Origin of the sequence: Bradyrhizobium denitrificans (assembly GCF_013179005.1) — a bacterium.
Lineage (GTDB): Bacteria > Pseudomonadota > Alphaproteobacteria > Rhizobiales > Xanthobacteraceae > Bradyrhizobium > Bradyrhizobium denitrificans.
Genome location: NZ_JABFDP010000008.1, coordinates 60,159 through 72,329, shown reverse-complemented (window position 1 = coordinate 72,329; position 12,171 = coordinate 60,159). Strand labels below are relative to the sequence as shown.

The 12,171-nt window shown below is 65.4% G+C and carries 12 protein-coding genes; 11 read left to right on the top strand and 1 reads right to left on the bottom strand.

The annotated features are described in order from the left end of the window. Position 1: 1 nt before the first annotated feature. On the bottom strand, positions 2–343 hold the full coding sequence (gene erpA, locus HL671_RS10305; RefSeq protein WP_012044459.1) for an iron-sulfur cluster insertion protein ErpA: 342 nt from the start codon (positions 341–343) through the stop codon (positions 2–4). A 109-nt stretch (positions 344–452) separates the two neighbouring features. Here erpA and HL671_RS10300 point away from each other — a divergent pair, with 109 nt between their 5' ends. The 11 genes from HL671_RS10300 (at position 453) to HL671_RS10250 (ending at position 12,093) form a co-directional block, all read left to right on the top strand. Then, positions 453–1,619, top strand: a complete 1,167-nt coding sequence (locus HL671_RS10300) for a deoxyguanosinetriphosphate triphosphohydrolase (protein ID WP_172236342.1) — start codon at positions 453–455, stop codon at positions 1,617–1,619. Positions 1,620–1,627: 8 nt separating this feature from the next. Next, entirely contained in the window at positions 1,628–3,424 is a 1,797-nt protein-coding gene (argS, locus tag HL671_RS10295; protein ID WP_172236341.1) for an arginine--tRNA ligase, read from the top strand. 95 nt (positions 3,425–3,519) lie between these two features. After that, positions 3,520–5,109, top strand: a complete 1,590-nt coding sequence (locus HL671_RS10290; RefSeq protein WP_172236340.1) for an SPOR domain-containing protein — start codon at positions 3,520–3,522, stop codon at positions 5,107–5,109. Positions 5,110–5,151: 42 nt separating this feature from the next. Beyond that, a complete protein-coding gene (nagZ, locus tag HL671_RS10285) occupies positions 5,152–6,180 on the top strand; it encodes a beta-N-acetylhexosaminidase (protein ID WP_172236339.1) in 1,029 nt (342 codons plus the stop codon). Beyond that, a complete protein-coding gene (locus tag HL671_RS10280) occupies positions 6,177–7,016 on the top strand; it encodes a segregation and condensation protein A (protein ID WP_012044454.1) in 840 nt (279 codons plus the stop codon). Before nagZ ends, HL671_RS10280 begins: the two co-directional genes overlap by 4 nt. A gap of 19 nt (positions 7,017–7,035) precedes the next feature. Beyond that, the gene (gene scpB / locus HL671_RS10275; RefSeq protein WP_172236338.1) at positions 7,036–8,193 is read left to right on the top strand and encodes an SMC-Scp complex subunit ScpB; all 1,158 of its coding nucleotides are present in this window, start codon (positions 7,036–7,038) and stop codon (positions 8,191–8,193) included. Between the two features lie 279 nt (positions 8,194–8,472). Next, positions 8,473–8,706 (top strand): twin-arginine translocase TatA/TatE family subunit, encoded by a 234-nt coding sequence (locus HL671_RS10270; RefSeq protein WP_006614346.1) that lies wholly within the window; start codon positions 8,473–8,475, stop codon positions 8,704–8,706. Positions 8,707–8,815: 109 nt separating this feature from the next. Then, the gene (tatB, locus tag HL671_RS10265; protein ID WP_172236337.1) at positions 8,816–9,358 is read left to right on the top strand and encodes a Sec-independent protein translocase protein TatB; all 543 of its coding nucleotides are present in this window, start codon (positions 8,816–8,818) and stop codon (positions 9,356–9,358) included. Continuing rightward, entirely contained in the window at positions 9,355–10,170 is an 816-nt protein-coding gene (tatC, locus tag HL671_RS10260; protein WP_172236336.1) for a twin-arginine translocase subunit TatC, read from the top strand. The genes tatB and tatC overlap by 4 nt, the downstream gene beginning before the upstream one ends. A 131-nt stretch (positions 10,171–10,301) precedes the next feature. Further along, on the top strand, positions 10,302–11,630 hold the full coding sequence (gene serS / locus HL671_RS10255; RefSeq protein WP_172236335.1) for a serine--tRNA ligase: 1,329 nt from the start codon (positions 10,302–10,304) through the stop codon (positions 11,628–11,630). Between the two features lie 103 nt (positions 11,631–11,733). Further along, the gene (locus HL671_RS10250; RefSeq protein ID WP_172236334.1) at positions 11,734–12,093 is read left to right on the top strand and encodes a hypothetical protein; all 360 of its coding nucleotides are present in this window, start codon (positions 11,734–11,736) and stop codon (positions 12,091–12,093) included. The last annotated feature ends 78 nt before the right edge of the window (positions 12,094–12,171 follow it).

The window sequence follows — 12,171 nt, the reverse complement described above, 5'->3', positions numbered from 1 at the left end:
GTTAGACCGAGAAGCTGGTGCCGCAGCCGCAGGAGGCGGTGGCATTGGGATTGTTGATCCGGAACGAGGCGCCCATCAGGTCGTCGACGAAATCGACCTCCGATCCGGCCAGGAACGGCACCGAGGCCGGATCGACCAGCACCACGGCGCGGTCGCGCGCGATCACGAGGTCGTCGTCGGCCTTGGCGCGGTCGATGTCGAACTTGTACTGGAAGCCGGAGCAGCCGCCGCCTTCGACGGAAATGCGCAGCATGGCGCCTTCCGTCTCCTTGCCGAGGATCTCGCCGATGCGGCGGGCGGCGCGTTCGCTGATGGTGACGGGGGTGGTCGTGGTTGCGGTCATCACCAAGAGTCTCCTGAAGCTCGTCATGCCCTATTCATTTGGTATCGGGCACTCCCCATAGTTAAGTGGGCTTCGTCGAGGAATCAAATCTCCAAGGGAACAATCGCCCGTGTCGGTCGGAATGGCTGCCCCCCGCGCACCTTATTCCTGCGATCCCGATCGCAGCCGGGGTCGGCTGGTCGCCGAGCCGCCGTCCCGGACCCGCAGCCCGTTCCGCCGGGATTGCGACCGGGTGATCCATTCGACCGCCTTCCGCAGGCTCAAGCACAAGACCCAGGTGTTCGTCTTCCACGAGGGCGACCATTACCGCACCCGTTTGACCCACTCCCTGGAAGTCGCCCAGATCGCCCGCGCGCTCGCCCGCCAGCTCGGCCTTGACGAGGACCTGACCGAGACCCTGGCGCTGGCGCATGATCTCGGCCACCCGCCATTCGGCCATGCCGGGGAGCGGGCGCTGAACCGCTGCATGGAGGCCCATGGCGGCTTCGATCACAATGCCCAGACACTGCGCATCGTCACCACGTTCGAGCAGCGCTATCCGGATTTCGATGGCCTCAACCTGACCTGGGAATCGCTCGAGGGCATCGTCAAGCACAACGGACCGTTGCACGAGGCCATTCCTAGCGGGATCGCCGAGTTCAATGCGCGCTTCGACCTGGAGCTGTGGAGCTACGCCTCTCTGGAAGCCCAGATCGCCGCCTTATCCGACGACATCGCCTATGACGCCCATGACATCGACGACGGCCTGCGGGCCGGTCTGTTCACCGTGGACGATTTGCGCGAGGTGCCGCTGCTCGAGGCCATGATCGGCGACATCGATCGCCATTATCCTGGCCTCGTCGACCTCAGACGTGGCGCCGAGCTGGTGCGCGAACTGATCTCCTATCTGATCGCGGCGGTCGCCGCCGAGTCGCAACGGCGGATCGAGCGGGCGCAGCCGATGTCCCCGCACGATGTGCGGCGACATGCCGGTCCATTGGTGGCGTTTCCGGCCGACGTCGCCGAGCATGAGGCGACGATCAAGCGGTTCCTCTGGCAGCGCATGTATCGGCACGAGCGGGTGATGCGGGTGATGCGCGATGCCGAGCGAATCGTGGCCGATCTGTTCGGCCGCTATCAGGCCGATCCCGCGTCGCTGCCGGCGGGCTGGCTGGAGGGATGCGACAGCGAGGGCGACCGCGCCCGCCGGATCGGCCATTTTATCGCCGGAATGACCGACCGTTTCGCCTTAACCGAGCACCACCGTCTTTTTGACTCGACCCCGGATTTGCGTTAGGCGGCGACATGCTCGAACAAGCTTCCAATCTTCATTTATTTGCTGACGTCCTCGCGCGCGTCCACGCAATCTGCGCGGCGCTCGCCAAGGACGGCAATTGGCCCGAGGGCATCGATGTCTCGCGCGTGGTCGTCGAGCCGCCGCGCGATCCGAGCCATGGCGACATGGCCACCAATGCCGCGATGGTGCTTGCCAAGGAGGCCAAGGCCAAGCCGCGCGACCTCGCCGAGGCGATCGCCGAACGGCTGCGGGCCGACGAACTGGTCGCAAAGGTCGATGTCGCCGGCCCCGGCTTCATCAACCTGACCCTGCACCCGGTGGTCTGGGCGAGGCAGCTCGGCACGATCCTGCGCGACGGCGATGCCTATGGCCGCATCGCGCCGGTCGTGGGCGCGCCGAAGGTCAATGTCGAATATGTCTCGGCCAACCCGACCGGGCCGATGCATGTCGGCCATTGCCGCGGTGCCGTGTTCGGTGACGCGCTATGCAGTCTGTTGCAGTTCGCCGGCCGCGATGTCACCCGCGAGTACTACATCAACGACGCCGGCGCGCAGGTCGACGTGCTCGCGCGCTCGGCGTTTCTGAGATATCGCGAGGCGCTCGGTGAGGAGATCGGTGTCATCCCGGAAGGGCTCTATCCCGGCGACTATCTGAAGCCGGTGGGGCAGGCGCTCGCGGCCGAGCATGGCGACAGGCTGAAGGCGATGCCGGAGGCGCAGTGGCTGCCGATCGTGCGCGACAAGGCGATCGCGATGATGATGGCCGAGATCAAGGACGATCTCGCCGCGCTCAACATCCGGCACGACGTGTTCTTCTCGGAGCGCTCGCTGATCGCAGGCAGCACCAACAAGGTCGCCGATACGATCGAATTCCTGCGCGAACGCGGCGACGTCTATGAAGGCCGTCTGCCGCCGCCGAAGGGCGCGCCGGTCGAGGATTGGGAGGATCGCGAGCAGTTGCTGTTCCGCGCCACCGCCTATGGCGACGACGTCGATCGCCCCTTGATCAAGTCGGACGGCTCCTACACCTATTTCGCCTCGGATATCGCCAACCACCGGCACAAATTCGAGCGCGGCTTTGCCGACCTGATCGACGTGTTCGGCGCCGATCATGGCGGCTACATCAAGCGGATGCAGGCCGCGGTGAAGGCGGTGACGGCCGCGCAGGCGGTGCTCGACGTCAAGGTCGTTCAGCTCGTGAAGCTGTTGCGCAACGGCGAGCCGGTGAAGATGTCGAAGCGCTCCGGTGACTTCGTCACTTTGCGGGAAGTTGTTGATGAAGTGGGGCGCGATGCGGTCCGTTTCATGATGCTTTATCGCAAGAACGACGCCGTGCTCGATTTCGACCTCGCCAAGGTCATCGAGCAGTCGCGCGACAATCCGGTCTTCTATGTCCAATATGGCCATGCCCGGGGGCATTCGATCTTCCGCAATGCCCGGGACAGCTTCCCCAGCCTGCCCGTGGAGGAGGGGGCGCGACTCGCGTTCCTTCGCCAGGCCAAGCTCGAAAAACTCGCCGATCCCTCCGAGATCGACCTCTTGAAACGGCTGGCGCTGTACCCACGTACGGTGGAAAGCGCGGCCCTGGCCCATGAGCCGCACAGGGTGGCCTTCTACCTCTATGATCTTGCTAGCGAATTTCACGCCCTCTGGACGCGGGGGCGGGATTTGCCCTATTTACGCTTCATTATCGATGATGATGCAGAATTGACCATGGCACGTTTGGCCATGGTTCAGGGCGTCGTCTCGGTTCTGGCGTCGGGACTCGCGATCTTGGGCGTTAATGCTCCTGACGCAATGCGCTGATTGGGGGAAACACGCGACTTCAGTTGGGGGCCTCAATCTGGCAGGGTCCGCCTTAGGACGCATATGCGGCTCACCCGCAGGGACGCTTCATCACGATGGCTGATCGTTACCAGGACAGACCCTTTCCCGCTGATGGTTTTGGCCGCGGTGGAAACCAGCCGGCCGATGCCGATCCGCTCGCCGAGCTCGCTCGCCTGATCGGGCAAAACGATCCTTTCGCGCAATCGGGCCGCGCGACGCCCCAGGCTGCTCCACGCGCCAATGCCAGGCCGGCCGCGCCGGCTGCCCCCGATCAAGCCGCCGGCATGCCGCCGGCTGGGCCTCCGACATGGATGCAGCGCTCGAACGCTCCGCAACCGACGGCGGCCAATCCGTTCGCCGACATGGGACGTGAGCCGCCGGCTCCGCAGCCCCCGGCCTTCCCGGCTGGCTTCCAGGATCAGCGCGGCCAGGAGCCCGGTTTTTCCGAACCGAATTTTGCTGCCGCGCCGGCCCAGCGGCAGCAGGCCGGTTATCCGAACAATGAGTTCGCTGACCAACTGTCCAAGCTTGATTACAGCGTCGGCGAGTCGCGCCATCGCTTCGCCGAGAACGATCCCGACTACAATCGCGGTTCGGATTTCGACGACAACGATCAGGATTCATCGCGCTACGATGATGCGCTGTTCGGCCAGATGGGGGCCAACCAGCAGGGTTTTCAGGGCGACAACGAATTCCAGGATGGCCAATACGGCTATCAGGACGGCTATGACGAGGGCGAGGAAGAAGAGAGGCCCCGTCGCCGCAGCGGCATGAGCACGGTCCTGGCAGTGCTGACGCTGGCCGTGGTCGGAACCGGCGGCGCCTACGGCTACAAGACCTATATCTCGTCCGCCCGGACCGGCGAGCCGCCGATCATCCGGGCTGACAATACGCCGACCAAGATCATGGCGCAGCAGGATACGACGCCGAAAGTGCCCGATCGTCTGCTCGGCAATGATGGCGGCGAGAAGTTGGTGTCCCGCGAGGAGACGCCGATGGACGTGAATGCGAATGCGCGCGGAGGCAATCCGCGCGTCGTGTTCCCGCAGCTCAACCAGAACGGCGCGCCGCCGGCGGCGTCGAGCGTCGCGCCGGGTGGCATGCCGTCGCAAATGGCCAACGCCAATGGGACGCTGCCGAACAGCGATCCGCGTCCGATCAAGACGCTGTCGGTGACCGGCGGCAACCAGGCGGCAGCCGATCCGGCAACTGCGGCGCCGACCCCGCCCCCGGCCAAGGCCGCGAAGGCTGGCAAGAAATCCGCGGCCAACGCCAATGCCTCGGCCAATCCGCCGACCGGGGACAGCCCGATGCCGCTTACGCCGCAGCCGTCGGCGCCCGCGCCGGCGCGGATCGCCACTGCTGTTCCGGTCACTGAGCAGGCCCCGTCGAGCGGCGGCGGCGCTACGGGGGGCTATCTGGTCTCGATCTCGTCGCAGGCCAGCGAGGACGAGGCCATGCGGGCCTACAAGGCCGCGCAGGACAAGTACTCAGCCGTGCTCGGCAAATATGAGCCGATCATCAAGCGCGCGGATCTGGGTGAAAAGGGCGGTGTCAAGTACCGTGCGGCCGTCGGCCCCTTCGCGACCAAGGAAGAGGCCAACAAGATGTGCGGAACGTTGAAAACTGCCGGCGGACAGTGTTTCCCGTTTAGCAACAATTAAGGCTTGCTTGACCGACCCCGAAGCGGGGTCTATGCGGCCCGCATGACCATGCGGGCTTTCATTACCGGCATCTCCGGCCCTGATCTCACCGAGGCCGAGCGCGCGTTCATCCGCGCGGCGAAGCCCTGGGGCTTCATCCTGTTCAAACGCAATGTCCAGTCACCTGCGCAAGTGACTGCACTCGTTGAACAATTGCGTGCTTGCGCGGGTCGGGCCGAGGCCCCCGTTTTGATCGACCAAGAGGGCGGGCGGGTGCAGCGGCTGGGGCCGCCGCATTGGCCGGTCTATCCCGCTGGTGTCGTCTTCGACCGCCTCTACGACCTTGATTCGTCCCTCGGCCTGCGTGCCGCCTGGCTCAGCGCCCGCCTGATCGCCGAAGACCTGCAGCAGCTCGGCATCACCGTGGATTGCCTGCCGCTGGCCGATGTCCCGGTTGCCGGCGCGGACGCGGTGATCGGCGATCGGGCCTATGGAACGACGCCGGCCAAGGTGGCGGCGATCGCGCGGGCGGTGACGGATGGGCTGGAGCAGGGCGGCGTGCTGCCGGTGCTCAAGCACATTCCCGGTCACGGCCGGGCCACCGCCGACACGCATTTCCGGCTGCCGACCGTTGACACCCCGGAAACCGAGCTCGACGCCACCGATTTCGCTGCCTTCCGGCCGCTCGCGGATCTGCCGATGGCGATGACTGCACATGTTGTGTTTAGCGCGATCGATGCCGCCCATCCGGCCACGACTTCTGCGACAATGATCCAGCGGGTGATTCGCGAGCGGATCGGGTTCCAGGGTTTGTTGATGAGTGATGACGTTTCCATGAACGCTCTGGCCGGATCGATCGCCGAGCGCACGCGCGCGATCGTCGCGGCGGGGTGCGACATGGTTCTGCATTGCAACGGCAAGCTCGACGAGATGCAGGCCGTCGCCGCCGAGACGCCAGAGCTGGCTGGCCAGGCTTTGCTCCGCGCCGATCGCGCGCTTGCGGCGCGCAAGACCCCCTCGGGCTTTGACCGGATCGCCGCGCGCGCCGAGCTCGATGCCCTGATCAACCGGCTGGGACCCGCGAGCGCATGACCGCTGAAATTCTGTCGTTTGAAACCGGCCGTCCCACGACGGAGCTGGCCGAGGCCGAGCCGGCATTGGTTGTCGACGTCGAGGGCTATGAAGGCCCGCTCGACCTGCTGCTCGCGCTGGCGCGGCAGCAGAAGGTGGATCTCGCCAAGATCTCGATCCTGGCGCTCGCCGACCAGTATCTCCAATTCATCGAGGCTGCGCGAAAAATCCGGCTCGAACTCGCCGCCGACTATCTCGTGATGGCGGCCTGGCTTGCCTTCCTGAAGTCGCGCCTGCTGCTGCCGGAGCCGCCTGCGCAGGAAGGGCCGAGCGCCGAGGAGATGGCGACTGCGCTCGCCAACCGGCTGCGTCGGCTGGAGGCGATCCGCGAGGCCGCCAACCGCCTGATGAACCGTCCGCAGTTCCAGCGCGACGTGTTCCCGCGCGGCAATCCGGAAGAGATCGCCGAAGTCCGGCGTCCCAAATTCACGGCCACCCTGTTCGATCTGCTGTCGGCCTACGCCATCCAGCGCCAGGCGCGTGTCGTGACCTCCGTTCATATGGCCAAGCGCACCGTCTGGTCGCTTGCCGAGGCGCGCGCGACGCTCGAGCGGCTGGTCGGCATGACCGAGGTATCGGACGATTGGGGATGTCTCGACGATTACCTGCTGGATTACGTCGCCGAGCCCACACAGAAGGCCACCGTCTTCGCCTCGAGCTTTGCGGCCGTGCTGGAACTGGTCCGCGAAGGCAAGCTCGAGCTGAACCAGAAGCAGGCGTTCGCGCCGCTGTATTTTCGTAAGCGTCCACCGAACCAGCCCGGCGCGATGGCTGCGCCGGACTTGACGGTTGAGTAACGAAGAAGGAGACCTTGCCATGGCAAGCTTGGCGGAACTGCGCATGGAAGAGCCCGACGAGATCGTGGCGAGCGAGCCCGAGGTGCGCCCCGAAGAGTTGCGCATCCTTGAGGCTCTCCTGTTTGCCTCGGCCGAGCCGCTCGAGCAGGCGACACTTGCCAAGCGTATGCCTGAAGGTGTCGATATCAAGGCCGCGCTGGCCCAGCTGCAGGCAGAATATGCCAATCGCGGCGTCAATCTCGTGCGCGTCGCCAACAAATGGACGTTCCGTACCGCCGGCGACCTCGCTTGGCTGATGACCCGTGAGAGCACCGAGACCCGCAAGCTGTCGCGGGCGGCCATCGAGGTGCTCGCCATCGTCGCCTATCACCAGCCGGTGACCCGTGCCGAGATCGAAGAGATTCGCGGCGTCGTGACGTCAAAGGGCACGCTGGACGTTCTTCTGGAGACGGGCTGGATCAAGCCCCGCGGGCGCCGCAAGACCCCCGGCCGGCCGCTGACCTTCGGCACGACGGATGCTTTCCTCGCCCAGTTCAGCCTGGAGACCCTGGGCGATCTGCCGGGCCTGGAAGAGCTGAAGGGCACGGGCCTGCTGGATTCGCGCCTGCCCACCGGCTTCACGGTGCCGACGCCGTCCGACGATCCGACCCTGCGCGACGACGAGGAACCGCTGGATCCGGGTGATCTCGATCTGGCGCTGGCGCCGGCTGTCGAGGTCGAGGCCGGAGAGGCCGAGGCTACAGAGGCGACAACAGCAGAGGCGGAAGCGACTGTCGCCGAGGCTGACGTCAGCGAAACCGGTTCCATCGAAACTCTGGCCGAGACTCCCGAGGTGGGAACGGTACAGGACGATGCGGCGGTTTTTGGTGAAGACACCGCGTCGCAGGTCGTCGGCGATCTGGAGCTCTCGGCCGCCGACGCGGAGGCTGAAATCGCGGAAGTGAGCCTTGAGGTCCAGGAGCTCGATGGCGATGCGCTCAAGGACCTGGCGCTCGAGGCCGAGGAACTGATCGCCGAGCAGGACGATGAGGTCGTTGCCGAACTGGTCGATGCTACGGCCGAGGCCGAGGGCGAAGCGGAACTCTCGGACGAAGCCGAGGCCGAGATCGATGGCGAGGCCGCGGATGACGAAGGCGACCGCGATACCGGCGAGGATGACTCGTCCCACCGGGGCTAACGGCCGCGCCGTTAACACTCGCGTTATTACGTAGGTCCGACCGCGATTTGGCGGACCTTAAGTGCTTGTTTTTGAGGACGCCGACGCCTACCTTCCGGCCAGATCGGGCTATCCGCGCGCCGTTTTCGGCTGATGCCGCCTTCGGTCCAGGTTGCTGTTTCACAATCGGATGCTAGAAGCGAAGTGTCGCGGTCAAAGTCCATGGATGTGGCGCGGTTTCGGCGGTAGCGTTGGCGGGCAGTTGCTGGACGGCTGCACCGGTGTTTGGAGGGTTGCAGGATGGGTTCGCTTAGCATTTGGCACTGGATCGTGGTGATCGCGGTCGTCCTGCTGTTGTTCGGGCGCGGCAAGATCTCCGATCTGATGGGCGACGTCGCGCAGGGCATCAAGGCCTTCAAGAAGGGCATGCAGGACGACGACAAGGCGCCGGAAAAGACCGAGCCGGTCAAGTCGATCGATCACGGTGCCACGCCGTCGGCCACCCGCACGGATGTCGGCAGCAAGGCCGTTTGATCTGCGCGTGATGGGCGCGGGCGGCGCGCGCTCCCGCAAGAGCAGGGCCTGCTCCCATAGGCCCGGGCAGAGCGGGATCATTGGCGTCGTCGCGTAGGCGGATTGTTTCATGTTCGATATCGGCTGGAGTGAGCTGCTCGTCATTGGGGTCGTCGCTCTCATTGCGATCGGCCCCAAGGAGCTTCCCGGCGTTCTGCGCATGGTCGGGCAGTGGATGGGCAAGGCCCGCCGGATGGCATCGGAATTCCAGGGCCAGTTCCAGGAAGCCATGCGCGAGGCCGAGATGGCCGACCTCAAGAAGAGCTTCGACGAGGTGAAGGAGGCCGCGAGCGGCTTCTCACCGAGCGGCATGATGTCGTCATTGCAGCGCGACGTCGACAAGGCCCTGGATATCGAGGGTGTGGACAAGCCGGTCGAATCTCAGCCGGCCGCCTCCGCGGCCCCGGAGACAAGCGCGACCGTCGAGGCTCCGGCAACTCCGACCACTCCTGAACCGCCGCGCGTCGAGACCTTCGTGGAATCCGACGCGCACCAGGCTGTCGGCGAGCCGCTGGCCATCGTCCGCGAAATCAAGCCCGAGCCGCAGCCGCAGTCCCTCGATGGCGCTGCGCCGGCAGAGGCCGAACGTCTGAAGGACGCCAAAGCGTCATGACCGTCGAAGATATCGAGGCCAGCAAAGCCCCGTTGATGGATCACCTGATCGAGCTGCGTTCGCGGCTGATCAAGGCGCTGCTCGGCTTCGGCGTGGCCTTCATCTTCTGCTTCTTCTTTGCCAAGCAGATCTACAACATCCTGGTGCTGCCGTTCGTCTGGGTGGCCGGCGCGGAGAACAGCAAGTTCATCTACACGCAGCTGCTGGAATACTTCATCACCCAGCTCAAGCTCGCGATGTTCGGCGCCGGCTTCATCTCATTCCCGATCGTGGCGACGCAGATCTACAAATTCGTGGCCCCCGGCCTCTATCGCCATGAGCGCAATGCGTTCCTGCCCTATCTGATCGCGACCCCCGTCTTCTTCGTGCTCGGCGCCATGCTGGTGTATTTTGCGGTGTGGCCGATGATCGTGCGTTTCTCACTCGGCATGCAGCAGCTTGGCGGCCCCGAGACGGCGCAGATCGCGCTGATGCCCAAGGTCGGCGAATATCTGTCGCTGATGATGTCGCTGATCTTCGCTTTCGGCATCGCGTTCCAGCTGCCGGTGATCCTGACGCTGCTCGGCCGGATCGGTATCGTGACCTCGAAGATGCTGAAGGAGAAGCGGCGCTATTTCATCGTCATCGCCTTCATCATTGCCGCCGTCCTGACGCCGCCGGACGTGCTGAGCCAGGCGTCGCTGGCGCTCCCGCTGATGGCGCTGTACGAGGGGGCGATCATCGCGGTGGGCATCGTCGAGAAGCAGGTGGCTGCGGCCAAGGCCGGCGCATCCTCGGGCCCCGGCAACGTGCCGACCAATCCATCGGAGTAGGGCGGCCTGCGCCGCCCGGCCCCGTTGCGGGGTTGGCTGTTCCCATCTGGTCCCATTCGCGGTAGTGCAAGCGCGCTTGGCCCGAGCCGGGCGACTCGCCGTCATCCTTTCGTTCCCAGGACCGAACGACCATGCACGACATCAAATCGATCCGCGATAATCCGCAAGGTTTCGATGCGGCGCTGACGCGCCGGGGTCTGTCGCCCCAGTCGTCGCACCTGCTTGCGATCGATGAGCGCCGGCGGGCCGCGATCCTGGCCTCCGAGCAGGCGCAGGCGCGGCGCAATGCGGCGTCCAAGGAGATCGGCGAGGCCAAGAAGGCGAAGGATGACGCGCGTGCGTCAGCGCTGATGGAGGAAGTCGCCAAGCTCAAGACGACGATGCCGGAGCTCGAGGCGGCCGCGAAGCAGGCGGACGAGGAGCTGGCGCGCGAGCTTTCGGCGATTCCCAATTTGCCGCTCGACGAGGTGCCTGACGGCAAGGACGAGCACGAAAATGTCGAGCGCCACGTGTTCGGCGCCCGGCGCAACTACGCCTTCGCGCCCAGGCCGCATGACGAGATCGGCGCGGCCCTCGGCATGGACTTCGAATCGGCGGCGAAGCTGTCAGGCGCGCGCTTCGTCGTGCTGAAGAAGGGACTGGCGCGACTCGAGCGCGCGATCGGGCAGTTCATGCTCGATCTGCACACGACCGAGCACGGCTATACCGAGATCAATCCGCCGCTGCTGGTCCGCAACGACGTCATGTTCGGGACCGGGCAGTTGCCGAAATTCGAGGACGATCAGTTCTGGGCGGTGAGAGGCGAGCTACTGATCGCGCCCGATGAGCGTCTCAAGACCGAGCGTCTGGGCCTGATCCCGACCGCTGAGGTCGCGCTGACCAACCTCGTGCGCGAGTCGATCGTCGACGAGAAGGAGCTGCCGATGCGGCTCACGGCGCTGACGCCGTGCTTCCGCGCCGAGGCGGGCGCCGCCGGCCGCGACACCCGCGGGATGATCCGCCAGCACCAGTTCACCAAGGTCGAGCTGGTGTCGATCACGACGCCGGAGAACAGCAAGGACGAGCATGAGCGCATGCTCGCCTGCGCCGAGGAGGTGCTGCGCCGGCTCGATCTGCACTACCGCGTCATCACGCTGTGCACCGGCGACATGGGTTTCTCGTCCCAGAAGACCTACGACATCGAGGTCTGGATGCCGGGGCAGGGCGACGGCGGCGCGTTCCGCGAAATCTCGAGCTGTTCGGTCTGCGGCGACTTCCAGGCGCGGCGCATGGATGCCCGCTACCGCGCAAGCGACGGAAAGCCACGCTTCGTTCATACGCTGAACGGTTCCGGCACCGCCGTCGGGCGCGCCCTGATCGCCGTCATGGAGACCTATCAGCAGGCGGACGGCTCGATCGCGGTGCCGGACGTGCTCCAACCCTATATGGGCGGCCTCAAGGTGGTGGCCGCGGAGCCATAGCCGCGCGGCAAATTGCAATCGGCACGGTCGCCGCGATTGCACGGCGGCCGGTGGATCGTATCCTCGGGTCTGATCAGCAATCGCTTGTCAGAACACCGGCGCCATGGCCCTGCATCGGGACATTTTCTGGATCGGACGGCAATGGGCGGTCACCGGTGCCGGTATCCAGGCGATCGACCAGCGCCTGAAAGGGGCGTTCGACATTGACCGCGCGAAGGTATGGGACGATGGCCTGCTCACGTCCCTGCACGAGTTGCCCTGGTTCAACGCGGCTGATTTCGACAACGCCCTGGGCGTCGCCCGCGGCCGGTTTCCACCGGCGGAACAAGCGTCGCGTGCTGCGCCGACGCGCGTCGTCGACCGGCAGGGAGACGCCGCAGAGCCCGGAGCCCCGGTCGCGTTTCAGCTCAGCACGCGAGGGCAGCTGGCGCGCTTCCTGCCGCAATGGCGGATCCGGTGTTGACCGGTTGATTTAGCTATTGGCGGCGGGTTTGCCTCGATGCTGCGCAGCAGATAAGACACCCCAGCAATCGTCTTGAAC